Source organism: Actinocorallia longicatena, from assembly GCF_039534125.1.
Classification (GTDB): domain Bacteria; phylum Actinomycetota; class Actinomycetes; order Streptosporangiales; family Streptosporangiaceae; genus Actinocorallia; species Actinocorallia longicatena.
In genome coordinates this window covers 1-16,959 of sequence record NZ_BAAAUV010000008.1, presented here as the reverse complement: position 1 = coordinate 16,959, position 16,959 = coordinate 1, and the positions used below count along the sequence as shown (strand labels likewise).

General features: G+C 65.3%; 23 protein-coding genes and 1 tRNA gene. 11 read left to right on the top strand and 13 right to left on the bottom strand.

Annotated elements, in window-relative coordinates:
* Positions 1-20: 20 nt before the first annotated feature.
* Entirely contained in the window at positions 21-323 is a 303-nt protein-coding gene (locus tag ABD785_RS41345) for an NAD(P)H-binding protein (protein WP_425547785.1), read from the top strand.
* Between the two features lie 14 nt (positions 324-337).
* Positions 338-1,483, top strand: coding sequence for an MFS transporter (locus tag ABD785_RS17875; protein WP_344829374.1), 1,146 nt, complete (start codon positions 338-340; stop codon positions 1,481-1,483).
* Between the two features lie 53 nt (positions 1,484-1,536).
* On the opposite strand, the gene ABD785_RS17870 is transcribed toward ABD785_RS17875, so the two are convergent.
* Positions 1,537-1,809 (bottom strand): hypothetical protein, encoded by a 273-nt coding sequence (locus ABD785_RS17870; RefSeq protein WP_344829373.1) that lies wholly within the window; start codon positions 1,807-1,809, stop codon positions 1,537-1,539.
* Here ABD785_RS17870 and ABD785_RS41340 point away from each other — a divergent pair.
* Complete coding sequence (locus tag ABD785_RS41340; protein ID WP_425547791.1) at positions 1,723-2,088, top strand: RICIN domain-containing protein; 366 nt, start codon at positions 1,723-1,725, stop codon at positions 2,086-2,088. The two genes, ABD785_RS17870 and ABD785_RS41340, sit on opposite strands and share 87 nt — an antisense overlap.
* 28 nt (positions 2,089-2,116) lie before the next feature.
* Here the strand turns inward: ABD785_RS41340 and ABD785_RS17865 are convergent, their stop codons facing one another.
* The 4 genes from ABD785_RS17865 to ABD785_RS17850 form a co-directional block, all read right to left on the bottom strand.
* On the bottom strand, positions 2,117-2,551 hold the full coding sequence (locus tag ABD785_RS17865) for a DoxX family protein (RefSeq protein ID WP_344829370.1): 435 nt from the start codon (positions 2,549-2,551) through the stop codon (positions 2,117-2,119).
* 105 nt (positions 2,552-2,656) lie between these two features.
* Positions 2,657-3,070 carry a VOC family protein gene (locus ABD785_RS17860; RefSeq protein WP_344829368.1) on the bottom strand — a complete coding sequence of 138 codons (414 nt, stop codon included), beginning with the start codon at positions 3,068-3,070 and terminating at the stop codon, positions 2,657-2,659.
* A gap of 153 nt (positions 3,071-3,223) precedes the next feature.
* Positions 3,224-3,787, bottom strand: coding sequence for a hemerythrin domain-containing protein (locus ABD785_RS17855; RefSeq protein ID WP_344829366.1), 564 nt, complete (start codon positions 3,785-3,787; stop codon positions 3,224-3,226).
* Positions 3,784-4,011 carry a carboxymuconolactone decarboxylase family protein gene (locus ABD785_RS17850; protein ID WP_344829364.1) on the bottom strand — a complete coding sequence of 76 codons (228 nt, stop codon included), beginning with the start codon at positions 4,009-4,011 and terminating at the stop codon, positions 3,784-3,786. The genes ABD785_RS17855 and ABD785_RS17850 overlap by 4 nt, the downstream gene beginning before the upstream one ends.
* 87 nt (positions 4,012-4,098) lie before the next feature.
* Here ABD785_RS17850 and ABD785_RS17845 point away from each other — a divergent pair, with 87 nt between their 5' ends.
* Complete coding sequence (locus ABD785_RS17845) at positions 4,099-4,995, top strand: LysR family transcriptional regulator (protein WP_344829362.1); 897 nt, start codon at positions 4,099-4,101, stop codon at positions 4,993-4,995.
* 89 nt (positions 4,996-5,084) lie between these two features.
* Positions 5,085-5,375 (top strand): hypothetical protein, encoded by a 291-nt coding sequence (locus ABD785_RS17840; RefSeq protein ID WP_344829360.1) that lies wholly within the window; start codon positions 5,085-5,087, stop codon positions 5,373-5,375.
* A 197-nt stretch (positions 5,376-5,572) separates the two neighbouring features.
* On the opposite strand, the gene ABD785_RS17835 is transcribed toward ABD785_RS17840, so the two are convergent.
* A complete protein-coding gene (locus tag ABD785_RS17835) occupies positions 5,573-6,166 on the bottom strand; it encodes a TetR/AcrR family transcriptional regulator (RefSeq protein ID WP_344829357.1) in 594 nt (197 codons plus the stop codon).
* Between the two features lie 293 nt (positions 6,167-6,459).
* On the opposite strand from ABD785_RS17835, the gene ABD785_RS17830 reads away from it, so the two are divergent.
* A complete protein-coding gene (locus ABD785_RS17830; protein ID WP_344829355.1) occupies positions 6,460-6,906 on the top strand; it encodes a nitroreductase family deazaflavin-dependent oxidoreductase in 447 nt (148 codons plus the stop codon).
* 1,364 nt (positions 6,907-8,270) lie between these two features.
* A complete protein-coding gene (locus ABD785_RS17825) occupies positions 8,271-8,855 on the top strand; it encodes a hypothetical protein (RefSeq protein ID WP_344829353.1) in 585 nt (194 codons plus the stop codon).
* Positions 8,856-10,499: 1,644 nt separating this feature from the next.
* Here the strand turns inward: ABD785_RS17825 and ABD785_RS17820 are convergent.
* From ABD785_RS17820 to ABD785_RS17800, 5 genes are all read right to left on the bottom strand, one after another.
* The gene (locus ABD785_RS17820; RefSeq protein ID WP_344829351.1) at positions 10,500-10,889 is read right to left on the bottom strand and encodes a hypothetical protein; all 390 of its coding nucleotides are present in this window, start codon (positions 10,887-10,889) and stop codon (positions 10,500-10,502) included.
* Between the two features lie 413 nt (positions 10,890-11,302).
* Positions 11,303-12,100 carry a TIGR04255 family protein gene (locus tag ABD785_RS17815; RefSeq protein WP_344829348.1) on the bottom strand — a complete coding sequence of 266 codons (798 nt, stop codon included), beginning with the start codon at positions 12,098-12,100 and terminating at the stop codon, positions 11,303-11,305.
* 331 nt (positions 12,101-12,431) lie between these two features.
* Complete coding sequence (locus ABD785_RS17810; protein WP_344829347.1) at positions 12,432-12,923, bottom strand: gamma-glutamylcyclotransferase family protein; 492 nt, start codon at positions 12,921-12,923, stop codon at positions 12,432-12,434.
* On the bottom strand, positions 12,844-13,986 hold the full coding sequence (locus tag ABD785_RS17805; protein WP_344829345.1) for a hypothetical protein: 1,143 nt from the start codon (positions 13,984-13,986) through the stop codon (positions 12,844-12,846). Before ABD785_RS17805 ends, ABD785_RS17810 begins: the two co-directional genes overlap by 80 nt.
* Positions 13,973-14,890, bottom strand: coding sequence for a hypothetical protein (locus ABD785_RS17800; protein ID WP_344829343.1), 918 nt, complete (start codon positions 14,888-14,890; stop codon positions 13,973-13,975). The genes ABD785_RS17805 and ABD785_RS17800 overlap by 14 nt, the downstream gene beginning before the upstream one ends.
* A gap of 433 nt (positions 14,891-15,323) precedes the next feature.
* Between ABD785_RS17800 and ABD785_RS17795 the strand changes: the two genes are divergently transcribed.
* From ABD785_RS17795 to ABD785_RS17785, 3 genes are read left to right on the top strand one after another with little or no spacing between them, the layout of a single operon-like run.
* On the top strand, positions 15,324-15,524 hold the full coding sequence (locus ABD785_RS17795) for a hypothetical protein (RefSeq protein ID WP_344829342.1): 201 nt from the start codon (positions 15,324-15,326) through the stop codon (positions 15,522-15,524).
* Positions 15,517-15,705: a hypothetical protein gene (locus tag ABD785_RS17790; RefSeq protein WP_344829341.1), complete on the top strand. Its 189-nt coding sequence runs from the start codon at positions 15,517-15,519 to the stop codon at positions 15,703-15,705. The genes ABD785_RS17795 and ABD785_RS17790 overlap by 8 nt, the downstream gene beginning before the upstream one ends.
* A gap of 11 nt (positions 15,706-15,716) precedes the next feature.
* On the top strand, positions 15,717-15,986 hold the full coding sequence (locus tag ABD785_RS17785) for a helix-turn-helix domain-containing protein (protein WP_344829340.1): 270 nt from the start codon (positions 15,717-15,719) through the stop codon (positions 15,984-15,986).
* On the opposite strand, the gene ABD785_RS17780 is transcribed toward ABD785_RS17785, so the two are convergent.
* Positions 15,987-16,295, bottom strand: a complete 309-nt coding sequence (locus tag ABD785_RS17780; protein WP_344830114.1) for a GntR family transcriptional regulator — start codon at positions 16,293-16,295, stop codon at positions 15,987-15,989. It lies immediately after the preceding gene.
* A 70-nt stretch (positions 16,296-16,365) separates the two neighbouring features.
* Between ABD785_RS17780 and ABD785_RS17775 the strand changes: the two genes are divergently transcribed.
* Positions 16,366-16,590: a hypothetical protein gene (locus ABD785_RS17775; protein WP_344829339.1), complete on the top strand. Its 225-nt coding sequence runs from the start codon at positions 16,366-16,368 to the stop codon at positions 16,588-16,590.
* Positions 16,591-16,695: 105 nt separating this feature from the next.
* Here ABD785_RS17775 and ABD785_RS17770 read toward each other — a convergent pair.
* Positions 16,696-16,769: transfer RNA gene (locus tag ABD785_RS17770), tRNA-Ile, on the bottom strand.
* Positions 16,770-16,959 lie beyond the last annotated feature (190 nt).

The following is a 16,959-nucleotide window of genomic DNA, read 5'->3' as shown; positions in this document are numbered from 1 at the left end:
CCCACCTGGCTCATCACGGGATGCTCGACCGGGCTCGGCGCACGCGAGCGCTCGTCCACGAGCAGAGCTCCGCTACCGGCCTCCCCGGCGAGGCCGACCTCGTCGTCGGTGACCTGGCCTCGGCCGAGACGCTCGCCGAGGCCGCCGACGGCGTCGATGCGATCGTCTTCACCCACGGGTCACACGGCGGCGCGGGTCGGCGACGGAGTCGTCCGCGACGTCCTGCGGGCACTCGGCTCCCGGCGGGCACGCGTCGCCCTCATGCGTGCCCCAAGATCACATCCAGGAGGCATATTCAAGTCTTAAAACAAGACAAAACATGATCTAGGTTCGGCTCATGGATGCTGTGCGGGCACGTTGGGCGGTAGCGGCGGTCTTCGCCGTGCACGGGGTGGAGGCCGGCACGTTCGCCACCCGGATTCCCTGGTTCAAGGCGAACGCCGGGCTTTCGGCCGGCACCCTGGGACTGGTGCTGCTGGCCGCGCCGATCGGTGCGCTGGTCGCGATGCCGCTGTCGGGCAGGCTGGCGCACCGGATCGGCGGCCGGGCGATGACCCGGCTGTCCGTGGCGGGGTTCTGCGGTCTCCTGGCCGCGATGGCGTTCGCGACCGGCCCGGTCCAGCTCGGATTCCTGCTGCTGGCGCACGGGGCGCTGACCGGGTCCGGGGATGTGGTCATGAACGCTCAGGGGGTCGAGGTCGAGGAGGCCCTGGGCCGGCCGATCATGTCGGGGCTGCACGGAATGTGGAGCGTCGGCGGGCTGGTGGGCGCGGGGATCGGCACGGTGGTGGCGCAGACAGGGGTCGACGCCCGCGTGTATCTGGCTGTCGTGGCGGTGGCGCTGACCGCGTTCGCCGTCGCGGTCTCCGGCTCTCTGCCCATCGGACGCGCCGCTGCCGCGCCCCGGAGGTTCGCCCTGCCGTCCCGGGCCGTGCTCGGGATCGGCGCCGTGAGCTTCTGCGCGGTGTTCGCCGAGGGCGCCGCAGCCAATTGGTGCGGGGTGTACCTGCGTGAGGTGTCTCACTCCGGGGGCGGGGTCGCAGCGGCGGCTTACACGGCGTTCGCGCTGGCCATGGCCTCGGGACGGCTCACGGGAGACCGGGTCGTGGCCCGGCTGGGCGTGGTCCGGACGGTGCGCGCGGCCGGTTTCGCGGCAGTCACGGGCGGCCTGCTGGTGACCCTCGGCCGGACGAGCGGGCCTGCGGTCGCCGGATTCGCGCTGATCGGCCTCGGGGTCGCGGTGATCGCGCCACTGGCGTTCGCGGCCAGTGGCCGGACCTCGACCGATCCCGCCGTCGGGGTGGCCGGCCTCGGCACGATCATCTACACCTGCCTGCTGGTGGCGCCCGCGGCGATCGGCGGGCTCGCCGCGGCGACGTCGCTGCCGGTCGCCTTCGGACTGGTCACCGGGGTCGCGGCGGTGATGACGGCCCGGGCGGGCAGCCTTCGTCTCGCCGACGCGACCGTAACGGCCCATGGCTGACCCGCGGCCCTGAGCGGTTCCGGTCCACCCCGGCGCGTGCCGGCCAACCCCATCTAACGGGCCTTCTCGAAAACCACCGTTAGACAATCGACCGAGATCGCCGTATCGTGAATCTTGTCAATGGCAAGATTCATTGGTGTCGGCAGCGTCTTCCAGCCGACCTCCAGACGAACCAAGGACATGATCATGCGCAGGCGGTTGTCCGGTCGGGCCGTGACCATGGCGGATTCAGCCGCCTTCTGCTGTACCGTCGCTCCGGCATCGGCAGTTCGCTGCAGCAGTGGGAGTTCACGGGCGACAGCAGGAACCCCAGCAGCGTCGGCCACATCAAGCGCATCGCCAGCGGCAATTGCCTGACGCCGTCCGGCAACGCCTCCGGCACCAACGGCGCCGTGCTGACCCTGTGGACTTGCTCGGGCGCCGCACCCGAGCAGGCCTGGAGCTTCTTCCGACAGGCGATCAGGAGGACGACGGATGCGGTTTTGATCGCGAATACGTCGGCGTTCCCGTCGTGTCGGCGGTGGCCGCCCAGGCGTCGACGTCTTCGTCGAGGCGACGCAGGGCGTCCTGGACGCGCTGGTGAAGGGGAGGTCCGGTCGCCGTGACCCGGCGGTGGCCGCCGGGTCACGGTGCTCAGGCCGTCTGCCGCTCGACGAGCAGGGCGATCGGTTCGCGGCGGGCGGAAGCCGGCAGGAGGTCGCGCCAGTCGGCGGGCCAGTTGGCCAGCGCGAGGATTCCCATGATGACCAGGTGGGTCGGCGCGGCCCAGCTCTCGACGGCCGGGTCGTGGTTGACGATGTGGGTGGTGACCGCTCCGGTGAGCACGAACATCAGCGAGGCGGCGCCCAGGAAACGGGTTCGCCGGTCGGGGATGATCAGCAGGATCGCGGCCATGCCCTCCAGGCCGCCGACCACGAAACGCATCCAGGACGGGTAGCCCCATTCGGCGAACTTCACCGAGTACGCGGTGCTGGCGAAGGTGTCGCCGGGCCACCACTTGGTCACCGCGCCCAGCGCGAATTCGAAGGCAAGGAACCAGTACAGACCGGTCATGAGTCGCTTTGTCACTTCTTCTCCTTGAACGGTGGTTTCACGCAGGGTGACGTCCCGGACGGCGGTCGCGCCGCCGCCCGGGTCTTGCTTTCGGCGGCCGCCCCGCGGGGGCGGCGGGGCCTATTCGGCGTAGGGCTGGTCGGCGCCCTGGTCGCTGTGGCCGAGGCTCCAGATGTAGCCGTCCGGGTCGGCGAACGTGCCGCCGTAGCCGCCCCACGGCAGGGCGCCCGCGGGCTTGAGGATCGTGGCGCCTGCCTTCTCGGCCTCCGCCATGACCTCATCCACGCGCGCCTCGCTGCGCACGACGTAGGTCAGGACCAGCCCGCTGAAACCAGAGCCCTCCGCGTCGGCGCCGACCTGCGCGGCCAGGCCCTCACGGCTGTAGAAACCGACGGGCGAGGCGCCGTCGGAGGCGAAGAACACCGAGATGCCGAAGTCGTTCTGGACCTTCCAGCCCAGCCCCTCGACGTAGAACCGCTTGGCCGCCTCCATGTCCCGGACGCCCAGCAGAATCGAACTGACGTGTGCCTTCATCTCTCATCTCCCAGATGGTCATGCGGTGCGGGGGCGGTCGTGCGTCCGGCCGGATGTTCCGGCAGACCCCGGACGAAGGCCCCCGATGCGTGTGTTCCAACGGTGGCGCGACGGTCCGAATCGCGCTTCTTCAAACCTGACCGATGCCGCCGGTCAGGAATCGAGCGCCGCGCCGGCGGTTCGCCATCGGTGCAGGTAGGCGTGGCGCTCGAGTTCGGTGGATCGGGTCGGCGTCGCCGGGACCAGCCGCTGGGCGTGGATCCGCACGAAGCGAGCCCATTGCGCCGCGGTGACGGCCTCCCCGATCAGCGGAAGGGCTTGTTCCTCCTCGCGCCTGAGGTGCCCGGTCAGGCCGGTGACCAGGGAATCGGTGAGATCACCGAGCAGATCCGACCCGGCATGCGGTGCGGCCAGCACCGTGTCGATCGCGTCGATGACGTGGTCGATGACGGCGTGTTCGGCCTCCATCGCCTCCAGCAGCGCCAGGTCGTCCGGCCGTCCGGCCAGGTTCTGCCGCAGCACCGGCCACAGGGCGTCGTCCTCGCTCCTGTGATGAACGCGCAGGACCGCCTTGAGCAGTCCCCAGCCGAGCGCGGTGCGCAGGAGGCCAACGGGATCGGTGCCACTACGGGAGGTCGCCCTGGCCAGCAGCTCGCATTCACGGCGCAGAGCATCGTGCGTCGCGTACATGGCGGTCATGTCGAGCTCGTCGCTCACGACTTCTCGGCTCGGCTCTGGAGGAGGTCGGTGGCCGGGTCCCGCAGGTCGTCGCGGACGGCGTCACCGGTCCGGTCCGCGATGCTGGTCAGCGCCTCGGCGAGCTCAGGCGCGGCTCGTCCGGACCCGGTGAAGCAAGGGGACTCCCCCCAGGCGGCCACGTCGATGCCCGGCATGGTGCCGGGAAGGACGAAGGCCGGATCCGTCATCTGTGCTCGCGTCATGATCCAAGCCTCCGACACGACCAGCGGATCATCAACGCCGCGTCATCACATGATCCGATCACTCACGCTTATGGTGGAGGGGACGGAGTGGAACTCCGCGACATCGAGATCTTCCTGACCCTCGCCGAAGAACTGCACTTCGGACGGACCGCGGCCCGCCTCCATCTCTCCCAGGCACGGGTCAGCCAGGCCATAGCGCAACAGGAACGCCGGATCGGCGGCCCGCTGTTCGACCGGTCCAACCGCCGTCGGGTCAGGCTCACACCCCTGGGCGTCGCCCTCGAGAACGACCTCATGCCCGTCTACGCGACCCTGCGCGACACCCTGGAACGGGCCCGGCGATCAGCACGAGGCATCGCCGCCCGCCTCACCGTCGGCATGATGCCGTTCAACGGCCCCGGCCTGAACCCCCTCTGGGAAGCCTTCCGGACACGGCACCCCCAGTACGAACTCCTCCTGCGGCACACCTCGTTCGCCGACCCCTTCGGCGCACTCCGCTCCGGAGCCATCGACATCCTCATCACCTGGCTGCCGGTCGAAGAGCCCGACCTCACCGTCGGCCCGACGCTGTTCACCGACCCCCGCGTCCTCGCCGTCTCCGCCACCCACGACCTGGCCGGGCTCACCTCGGCCCCCGTCGAGGCCCTGGCCGACTACGCCCACATCCGTGTGCCCGCCGGCAAGCCCGAGGCATGGGAAGACGGCTACCTCCCCTTCCGCACCCCCCGCGGGCACACCCTCGACCGCGTCCAACCCGTCACCCACACCGACGAGATCCTCCACCTCATCGGCACCGGCGAGATCATCCACCCCTTCCCCGCCCACGTCACGCACTACTGGTCGATGCGGCACATCCGGTTCCTCCCGCTACCCGACATGGCCCCCCTCACCTACGCTCTCGTCTGGCGCACCGAAACCGAGAACGACCTCATCCGCGCCCTCGCCCGCACCGTCACCGGCCTCACCCCCGCCGGGCACCTCTGACCGACCACGGCACGGCGGTCACGGCGGCCACCGCCGCCGCTGTTAGGTCGGTGTTGCGAGAACCAGGCCTTAGCGAAATGATCTAGATCATGGCGTTTTTCACTACCGGGTGGTGGGCCGACCAGCGGGCGCTGGAGCCTCGATACAGGTTCGGCCACGGTCTGACCATCCTCGTCGGGCTGATCTTCCTCACTTTGGGCGTCTCGGCGAAGGACCCACTGACCATCGGAGCCGGGGTCACCTACGTGGCCTCCGCCCGCCTGGCCGTCTGGGGAGCGGCACCGGAGCGAGACGGCATTCTCAGCGTGCTCGTCTTCCTCTCGGGCGTAGGCCTGTTCTTCGGCGCCGGAGTTCTCGTCGACCAGGGTTCCGTCTGGTAGGCCCCGCGACGTCCCGCGGGAGGGACGGGCGGCGGCGATGCTCCGGCATCGCAACACCGTCACCGTCTACGACCCCTTTCTCCTCACCTCCCCGGCCGCGTCCGCAGCGGAGATCGTCCCAGCCCTATCGATGCGGCTCAGCTTCATGAGACCCACTTGCCCCTTGTCCTGAACGGCCCTGCCCGGACCGTCTCCGGTCATCGTGCCGGGGGCAGGAGGATCGCGTCGAAGACGGCGGCGACGTCGGGGCCGAGGAAGGCCGCGGGGGTCGAGCGGGTCTGGAGGAGCGCCATGAGCAGCGACATCACGATGGGGACCATGCCTCGGGAGATCTGGTCCGGGTCGATGTCGAAGCGCACCTGACCGGTGGCCTGGAGCGTCCTGATCCGTCGCGCGTGCTCGGCCCGGAGCTCGTCCAGGGCCGGGATCATCAGCAACCGCACCGTGAACTCCGGCTCGAGGCCGGCGACGATCCGGCGGGCCAGCGGGTGCCGTTCGAGCCCGTCCAGCAGACCGATGATCAATGCGCCGCGCCAGTTGTCCAGGGTGATGTCACCGGTGAGAGCGGCGAGGCCAGCCTCGATCACGGGGGTGGCATCCGCGTCGACCGCGGCGAGGAACAGCTCCTCCTTGTTGGCGAAGTAGGCATAGGCGGCGGTGCCGCTCAGACCGGCGTCCCTGTTGATGTCGGCGATCGAGGTCCGCTGGTAGCCGTCCCTGCCGAACCTGGCCACGGCAGCGTCGAGCAACGCCTGACGGGTGCGCTCGCCCTTCCTCATCGCTGTGGCCACCCTCACATCGTAACCAATATTAAGAGATTGAGTGAATCACTTAAATCCTATAGTTTGGCCTCGACCGCCAACATCGGGAGGAACGTCATGACCGCCCCGTCGAGCACGTTGCGCATCGAGCGTCTCAACAAGGCGTCGCTCCGCCAGATCATCGAGCCGGACGTCGCCGTCACCGGAGCACCTGCCCTTCCGCGCCTGGCGCGCGGTGCGCCGCCTCCCACGCCGCACCGAGCTCCGCCGCCAATGCGCCGTCCCGCCCCTCTGGCGCCGGATCACCAGGACCGGAGCGTGACGTGACGCAGCACATCGCCCTCCTGGTGGCCCGGGCAGCCGCGCGGATGGTCTCGCTCCTCGGACCGGGCGGAATGCGCGCCATCGCGCGTCTCAACAAGCACATCGGCAATCCGATCCAGCGCCTGTGGGCTCCCTACCTGCCCTACTACGCGCTCATCCTGCACACCGGCCGCAAATCCGGCCGGACCTACCGGACCCCGGTGATGGCGTTCGTCCAGGACGGCGAACTCGTCGTGATGCTCAACTACGGCACCGAGTCGGACTGGGTCCGCAACATCCAGGCCGCGCGGACAGCGAACGTCGTGCACCGAGGCGACCGGTACCGGCTGGCCGACCCTCGCGTCCTCCCGGCCGACTCCCCGGAACTCCCCGCGAAGGTCCGGGCCGCGGGAACCCCGGGACGAAGTGTCCTTCACGGGACGCTCACGCCGACCCCGCCCTCCTGACCACCGCCGGGACGGTCAGAAGGCGAGCATCCGGCCGAGAACGCCAAGGGCGGCGCGGTCTTGGAGATGGCCGGGAAGATCTCCAAGTCCCGGCAGGCCGGGTCGATCTCGCTCCAGTCGTGGTACGAGACGACCCGGTGCCGTCCTCGACGGGCTCGAGGCGATAACCGTACAGGTGCCTGATCCGAGGACGGATCCTGCCCTTGACCGTCCAGTCCAGGAGCCGGTCCTTCTCGTACCTCGTGATGAGGTGCCGTTCTGGCCGTGGGCGTCGTGGTACCGGCGCAGGAAGGTGTTGAAGCGGCCGGGGTCACAGGCGGCCGTTGCGGTTCGTCGAGGTCTTCGGATGCTGCTCGTATTGAGCGATCATCAACCCTCGCGAGGCGGGTGCCGAGACCTGGGCGCGGATTCTCCGAGCCTCCGCGCGGAAGATCGTCCTACCTGCCATGGCGTCCTCTTGGCCGAGGAGTATGACCAGAACCAGTCAGCCAGTCCGTACGTCATATGGCCTCGGGGTGCGGTCGCACCGACACCAGAGAGAGGACGTTTTTCCAGGTCAGGGGCGCTTTGGTAGGGCGGGTGGGGCTCGAACCCACGACCGACGGATTATGAGTCAAGCGAACCCCATCCACACCCGTCCAAGCCTGACTGCTGAGCTGCCCGGACGCCTCTTGACCGTCCGCCGCTGTCCATGCCCGTCCGATGGTGTTGTTAGCACCCGCGTTAGCAAGACCGTCCGCTGTGGTCGCGAGGCAACACGCTCGCTCCGGGCACTCGCCCATACGAACAGCAAGAATCAGTGACACCCGGCTGCACCTGGGTGAGCGCCGCGGTCTGCGGAAGCTACAAGCCCCGACTCACACTTGATCGGCAAATCCCCCAGTATATCGCTTTTCAGGCGATCATCACCTCTGATACCGCGCCATCCGTCCAGCTCAACCCGTCCGCGAACGTCCACGACTGTGCGCCGCCATGCGTGGGCACTGCCAGGCAGTTCGTCAGGCAGCCGCCTGCCTGACAATGCATCGCCTTGAAACGGCGGACTCGATCTTGGCCGCTGGTCTGGCAACTCCCTGGCCTGCGGCTTTGCTGATCGCTTGACCGCCAGTGCCCTTGGCTGACCGCGTTTGACTCTCCGATCGGGTACACAACGGGCACTCGCAGGGGTCGCCAGGCCCCGAGGACCGACAAGGCAGCTATCGCACGCAGCCATCCGCCAGCCGTAACCCCGACGTGATGATCGTCATGCTGATCGTTAAGTTGACGGCTCGGTAAAGCCACGCCATCACACGATGCTTACTTTCAGTATTGATATGACTACACAATGAATCGGCTCTCGGTGCAGCGAGATCGACGGTAACAATTTGGCCAGGCTGGCGAATCCATGGATAACGATCTTGGGTTGCGGCAAAAATGGGTTTATGCAAAATCTTCTGGAGTGGCTGAATCGGAAGATCTTTAATCCGGTCAAGCAAACGGCAGACGTCACCCTTACCCTGTTGATGGCTTTTATGCTCGCTTCCATGATTCCTACCATAGTGTTTACTGTGGCTATTGGGTCGGGCTTGGAATTCTCATCTGGGTTCGCCGCTACCTTCTTTGCTGCAACTTCACTCACAGGGGCAATTTCAATACTGCTAGGCATTTATGTATTTGAAAAAAAGTGGACGACCTCCGGGCAGGCGCTTGCATCCGCAGTCAAGGAATACATTGCTGGCATTCCAGGTGAGGCTGGAGGAAAGCTAGTTGCAGTAGGGGGATCGCCGTCGGCTATTGCAATAGCTGTTGGCTTGATTAGTACTATCGGTCTTTCAAGAGATCGCCCTGAGGAACGTGCGGCAGTAGCACTATCGAAAGGACTCGAACAACTTTTCCTGCGCCTCGGACCGCCTCCGGGTGAGCACGGAAATGGCTCACATTTTCCTAGGAAGACAAAGAGTGATGAGTAAGGAGGAAGCGCCGACGACCAAGAGTCCGCTCTCAGCTCTTGAAATAGCAGTCGAGTGGGCCAACCTTCCGCCAGAGCATCTTCGGCTTGCCCTCAAATCTCTAGAGCCGCAACTGCGACGTGAACATGAGATCAAGCTTCACCAGATAGAGAGTGCTGAGGCGTCAGCACGCCGAGCGTATCGCCAGGGTATATTGCTACTCTGTGCGGTAGTGGCTGTAAGTCTTTGTTTTCTAATTTCAGGGGTAATTCTTTCCTTGCATAACAGTGATGTTCTCGCTGGAACCCTTTGTACGGTTAGCTTGATTGGCGTCCTTGAGATAATATGGCTTCGCCAGCGAACTAAAGGTCTCGAAAGTGCAATTGCGTCCAGCTTGAAGGCGCTTGCATCGGTTGGAAACTCGACGCCGATCGGTCCTTAAGTGACAGAGAGCTGAATATTTGTACGCGAATTACAAGTTACCTTAGCCAGTCTAGCCCGGTCGATCTCTACCCTCCGGCGCAGCTCAGGTGGCCCCTGAAAGCGCAAACTCCAGGGCAGTCCAGCACTGCACAGAGCCGTTGTCATAACGAGTCTCCGCATGGCCTGGCACAAGTACGCGCCGCGCTCCTACTGGTTCTGTGTCGGGCTCCGATCCGCGCGGTGTGGGTCCACACCTGGGCGAACGTGGCTCAGGGGCGCAAGCACTCGCGGAAGCTGCGCCGGACCCGGTTAAGTCTTGAAGCGGTGCCGATGGCGGGCTTAGCCGCCGCCTCAGCCACGATGCACACGCAGAAGCGCCGGCTACGGCGGGTCGAGTTCGACCGGGTTTCTCGGCTCGGGCCGATGCGTCCTACCTTGCTAGGCCAGCGGGTCAGGGCGAAGCTGTACGACGGGCAGATCCCCGCCGACTACATTGACTCTCAGGACAAGTCGTGAGAACACGAAGGACCACCGTCACTGAGGCCTGTCGTTGGGACTGACCGAAGAGGAAGGAAGCTGACGTGGTCAGCTTGGGAACCAGCCTGGCCCACCCCCGCGAGAGACCCTGACCTGCGGCCGAACCTATCCGCAAATGACTCTCGTTGACCCCTGTTCACCCTGCCTAATGGCACGCTAATGGCACGCGATCAAGCCCTCTACCTGGTCTCCAGTCCTGAGCGGGAGAGCTGCCCGCATCGCTCCGGGGCGCTCGTCGGCGCGAACGGCGAGACGGTGTGACAGACGGATTCGCGCGGACGAGTGTCCAGGCCCGCGGGGGGCTGGGGGCTGCGAAGCCCCCGCTTCAGACTCGATCAACCGACCACAGGTGAACAGAGCAACTGTTCGCAAGCGAGATCACGCCCGTCCAGATCCCCTACACGCACCAGCTCAGAAACCTTTCGCAGCAGCGCCCGATCTCCCAGCCGTCCATAATGTCCAGAGCCGTTGTTAGCACCGCGTTAGCACGCGTCGTTCATCGAGAACCCGCTTGCCCGGTGGCAAGCCGACCCGGACCGCAGGGGCCGCGAGGCCCCGAGGACCGGAAGCGGCGCGGCAGTCGATCGCCCAACCCGCAAAGACCTTAGCCAAGCTGGCGATCGTAGGGCAGTCGCGGGGTACCGCCAGTCTTCTGCCAGCGCATTCGCGCGAATGAGTGCCCGGCTAGCAGGAGACGAGAAAACCCTACTTGTCCGCCTGGACTCGCGCCCAAAAAGCAGCCATCTTTTGCCGGAGTAGACTAATCTGCCCCTCGTCGAGACACTCAACCCGACTATCCCGGAGAACTGGGGTCACGTAGTCGGCAATTTCCGGATCCGCCTCTGGATGGTCCTTATAGTTAATAAACTCTAGCCCAAAATAGCTGGCTGGCAAAAAATAAGGATCACTAAGAAGAATGAAGCTCTCGCCGAGGTCCGCTACCTCTCCGACGAAAAGTGCCTCAAATGGCTGGAGCTTTTGACGCATCCCCCGAAGCGTGCTGCGCTTATCTTCGGGCAATGAACCCATAGATCGAAGGCGAGCGAATTGAAGGAGATCGACCCGCGGGCTGCCATCTTTATTGGGCTTGTCCATCGCGCAGTCATGGGTCAGTAGAACTGCGGGCCCAGAGAGGATACTGGCACCCATCTGCGACGTACCATCATAGGTGACGTCGACTATCGGAGCCTCACGGAATATGTCACCCTGGCAGAGCCAAGGAAAATGACTGCGCAATGGTTTCGCCTTACACCGTTACCACATATCTTCAGATTCATCCACAGCCTTAAGCTTTACACGGGTGGCTCGATCGTCATCTTCGCCGTGAAAAGTAACAGGTTGCAGCATAGAAGGCGGTAGTCGCCTAGGAGACTGGCGATGATAGGCAGCAGTGTCGCCACCGCTGAGCGCCCCCAGCAACAACCTCGATGCGAGGCTAGCACGTTCAGGATCGTACGACTTGGCTCTGGCATGACGTGCAGCAGTAGGCAACTCCAGCATAACCGGCATCAGCTGATCAATCCCCTCGTTGCGTCTGTTATACATGCCTCAAAGGTGTAATTTTTCACATCCCTAAGGGTATTTAGGCGCGACCGAATCTCGTCCGCTGCTACGGAGTCAGTGATTTCTATGTCGACAAACTGGAATGCGTCTATGTCAAGTATGAGGGAAGTCTGGTTATCCGCGGACGGCGGGAGCACTGTGGAAGTGATTGTCGTTGCAGAACCGAACTTCTCGAGCGGAACGGTGATCTGCATAAAATACCCCGCCACCAGCTGTGGCAGATACGGAGATACATCAACCGCTGTCCGCATATAGTCTTTGATTTCGATGTGACTTTTCGGGATATCAATCTGATTGACAAAGCGAACACCTAGCCTGGTCGCCCTGACCGGCTTAGCGATCCGCCGATACGCCTCCCAGAAACCCCAAGCCTTTCCCGAAAATTGTTCCCAGTCGGAATATGGCGCGAATGCAGTATAGGAAAATCCATTTATACGCGACGAGATTACTTCACTCTCGTCTCTGCTGCGCATCAGAAAGCCAATCTGACGACCGGTGACGTCAGAACTGTTCTCGTCTGACCCCAATTCAACGTGCATCTCTGTGACTTTTTCGGCGTTTGGAAATTCTCCAGAGTCAATGATTGACCGAAGCGTCTCGAGATCCGTTTCTGGAGGTACTGCGCATTTGATCTCAATAATCGCTTGAGTTATCGGGGCATACCGATAATGAGCACCTGGATGGACCATAGGAGGAAGATCCGCCCAAGCCTGGTTTTCGGATCCGTAAGTCAGTTGGACCACGCTCCCTGAGTGACCTGGCACAATCCCACACCCACACTAGGTCAGGCGGCATCCGATGCCAACAGGCGGGTTGGCCTCAAGCCTATTGCCATGGGACCTCGCGAGTCCCGAGAGTTCAGGAACCAAGTGGTCAAGGCTCGTTCGACGTCGGCTGGCCGGAGCGGGCGGGCCGGGACCGGACGGGACAGGCCGCAGCCCGGTCCGGCCGAACCGGCGCGGGCCGCGGAGCGGGCCGCCTTGAAACCGTAGAGAAACTTCTCATCCGGGGATGTGGCTGTCCCATGAAACCTAGGCCCACCAGCAGGGATGCGTGAATCTGACCAGCGGTCGGTTAGCTGGCCTGATTCTTGGCTTCGTGACGGTGGCGCCAGGCGGTGCAGCGTTCGATGTAGGCCGGGAGGTGGTCTCGGGCGAAGGTCTCTGCAGACCAGTTGGTCTCCAGGACTTCAGCGCCGAAGTTGCAGGTGTAGGACCAGCCGTGACGGCCATCGACGAGGTCCAGGCGGCGGAGGTCGTAGACCGGGTCCTCGAAAGCGTCCAAGACGCGCCACTCCTCGGCGGTTAGGCCGGTCAGGAGGTAGCCAGGGGCTGTCGTTGGGCCGGAGACAAGGCCTGGGTAGACGCGGCCGGGGAGTTCTGCGACGCGCCAGCCGGCGGCTTGGGCCGGGGTGTGGGCGGGGACTCGGTCGATGAGAGCGAACAGAACTTCAGGGAACTGGAGGCTTCCGTAGACGAAAAGGGTGTCAGGGGCCGCCGATAGCCGGTCCTTCTGGCCAGAGGGCTGCGAGGTCTGGCGGGGTGAGTGGGGCTCGGTATGCGGCATGGAACACCTCCGCGATCACCTTAGCGTCGGCATCGGCGAGGGCTGCGAACCAGTCGATACCTGCCGGGTAAGCCCACAGATAGGACCGTAGAGACGGATCCGTGCTGCGATCCGTGAGCTGATCAGCGATGACCTTGTCCGTCCACCATGGGATGCGGGTGCGGGCGTGGTCGGCGCAGTCAGCCGGGTTGGCGCCGTCGTTGATGGTCTGGTGGAGTTCGGCTCGGACGAGTTGAGCGTAGTGGTCCAGGCGGACGCGGGCGGTCAGGATCGGGTCGTCCTGGGCGACGAACAGCGGTATCGCCTGGGCCAGGCCTTCGAGCATCACCTGGTACGGGGCGTGGACCGCCAGGAGGCGGGGCCAAGCGACGTCGTCGGTGGCATGGGCGCTGATGCTAACGCTTTGCAGGCCGTGTCCCAGAACCTCGTGAAGGGCGAACTGGCGGGCGCTGACCTTCGTGAAGCGGGCGTTGGGCAGGTTCAGGCGTAGGCGGACCTGGTCACCTGCTCCGTCCAGCCAGAACGCCCAGTACGCGTCGACCTCGGCCGTCTCGATTGTCAGTGTGTAGGGAGCGTCTGCGCCGGTGAGCTTGCGGACTGCTGGTTCGTAGAGGTCGGCGGCTTGGCGGATCGCTTCTGCGGCCGTCTCCGCGGGGATCGGCTCCTCCGCTTCCGTCAGATCGTCGCCGGTGGTCGGGCCCCATCCGATGCCCAGCGCGTTCAGTGCGGTGCGGGCCTCGGCTCCGCGGGCGGTCACGTAGTCGTCCGGCCAGCCTGCGGTGTCGCATCCCTGGGTGGCGCGGACGTAGTCGGCGAGCGGCAGCCGCTCGCCCAGGACCGCGCCGAGATAGGCGATGTCGGCGTCCAGACGGACTGCAAGAGGGCCGCTCGCTCGGGTGCGGAGTTCGCGCAACTGCCGGTAGACGGTCAGCCGGTCGGAAGCGGGCTCGGTCTCCTCAGTGGTGGGGATGCAGTCGAAGTCGATGACGGGATCTGCGCCTCGGGCGATCTCGTAGGCGTTCCAGGCACGGATCGTCTTCTCCGCCTCGTCACGCAGGTTCATGCGGCACATCCCATCGCAAGGTCACGGCCTGGCTGGGCCTGAGGTGCTCACGCGTCAGGGTCATGACCACGTCGTCGGCCTCGTAATCCCAGACGAGGCTGTCGTCGGCAGAGTTCTCCGCGCCATCGGGGTGCTCTTCGGTAGCAGTACAGCGGACCAGGCGGCCCGCTCCGTGGTGGCGGACGCTGATCTCCAGGTGGCGGACCGGGCGGGAGATGGCTTGCCGCCAGTAGTGGTCTTCGACGAACTGGCCGCCTTCACAGGTGAAGCCGACTACTGCGGACTCCCCTGGTTGGAGCGGTGGGGAGATCTGGCAGGCGAATTTCGACAGGTTGGCGGTGTCGTGGACGCGCTGGATCATCAGGCGGCGTTCCGAGTCCGCGGTGGGGGTGATCGTGAGCGGGCCCTTGGTGTTCTCGAACCACAGTTCGCGCGCTACCCGGGTCAGCGGCTTATCGCTGAGGTTGAGCAGCTCGTGGTGGTAGGTGAGGCGGGACCAGCCATCGGGCTGGATGGCGATGTCCAGGCGGATCGACAGCTCGACAATGTTGCCCTTGAGGGTGCTCCCCCACGGCTCCTCTTCGCCGTCTAGCGGGGGCGCGGCGGCCTGGGCCGGGACGAGGGCGGGCAAGGGGGCGGCGGTTTCTTCGGGCGCTGGTTCGAAGAGTTCCTGGACGCTCCAGCCGGGGAACATCTGCTCCAGCACACGGCAGTGATCGGGGTAGGGCAGGCTCTTCACTTCGCCGGACATCCAGCGATGGAGCTGGGCGCGGCTCGGGGCCGCTCCGACGAGGCCGGCGTCTACGCGCTTGGCGGCCTTGTCGTACTCGGCGGTGAAGGTGCGGTAGGTCTGCCAGTGCCGTTCTCGCAGCAGGACCTTCAGCCGTACGGGGGGCGTCGTCATGATCGGAACCTTCGGTCAGGGTGACGCTAACACGGCGTGTGACACAGATGAGACGAGATGAGGACCAGACGTCCGGGATGCGTCACGGGCGGTGGTGCAGTGCGACGCGTCTCCCCGCGAGCCTCAGGAGTGTGATCGAACACCTGGAAGGCGGCGAGATGGAAACCACCGAACTTGATCTCGAACTCCTCGCGGAACTCCGCGGGGCGCTCACCGAATTCACCCGTCCGGTCCCAGCTTCGGAAGGAGGTGGGAAGCCTCGCGGTCTCGACCGATGCGCCCGGCGTCTTCGTGTGGGTCTTCGTGAGCTTCAACCGCCGGTACTTCTCCTGGTCGATGGGCGACAACCAGCACCCGGTGACCGACATCCCCGGCGCGGCCCGCAGGATCGCCGGGCACGTCAACGGGCTGCACCTGAGAGCGGTGGCACGCAATGAGCGAGAACTACGCCAACACCATCGGCCAGCGGCTCGAACAGGAGCTGGAGGAGGAGTTCCCCGGCTGGCTGATCGCGCAGGAGGCTTCCGGCCGGCGGACCGCCACCCGGACGGGCTGGGGCTCGCTCTACGGCCAGACCGCCGGTGAACTACGGCGGCGGCTCCGCACGCACGGGCGGGAGATCTTCGATGGCTGACGGGAACGTCGTGCGCCTCCACCAACCGACCAAGAGGGTGATCAGACTGACCGACGAGGAGCGTCAGCTTCTACTCGAAGAACTCACAGAGATCACGGCCGAGATCGACGCGCTGAGCGACCGGGCCGCCGAGATCGCCGAACGGGTCCAGGACCCGGCCCGGCTCGCTCGTCCGGCATAGCGAGGGGCAACATGAGCGCGAGCGTCACCCCGACGACTGTCGAGGTCAACGGGTTCGCCTATCGAGAGATCCGCATCCGTTCCGGCATCTCGGTCGGCGACTGCGCGGGGCGGGCCGGTATCAGCCGCACCTACCTCACGCGGCTGGAGCTGGGTGACCGGGTGCGGGTCAGTCCGCAGGTTCTGAAGGGGCCGCTGGACGCTCTCCAGCTCGCGGACCGAAGAACGATCCTCGCCAACCCGCACAGCAGTCCGATCGAGATAGCGGCCGCGACCGCCTGATCACAGGTCCTTGGTCCGCTCGTCCAACTCGTCGAGTCGGGAGTTCAGCCGCCGGAGATGGTCCCGGATGTCCTTGAGCTGGTCGGTGAGGAGTGTGAACTCCTCGCTCCGCTCGGGGGCCGGGGCTTCTCCGGCTTCTTTCGTCTCCGGGGTGGCGATGACCACGGCCGGTGTCCCCTGCCGGGTCTTCACCAGACCTTCTTCCCTGAGAACCCCGATCGCGTTGCCCACGGTCATCCCCGCGACGCCGTACCGCTCCGCCAGCTCGCCGTTCGAGGGCAGCGGCTCCCCACCGGATAACGGCCTGATGCGATCTGTCTTAGCAGCTCACGGCCACGTCTTCGCTACGAGCCGGGGTGATCCCATCTATCCCGACACGGTGACCAGCCTCGTCAGTGACCTGACCAAACGGTACGACGACCCGGCCGACGGATCGACGCCGGCCGAACCGCTCCTCCACGCTCGGCTTCACGATCTCCGTCATGTCCACGCGACCACGCTGCTGCTCGCTGGAGTGGCCGTGCATGTGGTGGCGGCGCGGCTCGGGCAACTCGGATCCGTCCATCGCCCTACGGGTCTACGCGCACGTCATCCGGACCGCTGAAGCGGCTGCCGCGGACGTCTTCGCTGAGGCTCTCAAGCCGTTCTGTCAGCAAAGCCGTTAGCAAGCGCCCGCTGCGGAAGGTCACGCAAGGGGCGTTTCGCCTTGTAGGGCGGGTGGGGCTCGAACCCACGACCGACGGATTATGAGTCCGCTGCTCTTACCGGCTGAGCTACCGCCCCGTGTACGGGGGGAGTCTAACGGGAGTTGGTCAACTTGGGGGGTGGGGTGGGCGGCAAAAGGGGGTGGACCTGGTTCGTTCGGGGTGGTCTGTCGGGGGCGGTCATGGGTGGGGTGGGGGTGGGCCCCAGAGGGTGGTGCGGGCCTGGGAGGTGGAGTGGAGGAGGGCTGCTCGGAGGATGGGGGCGGTTT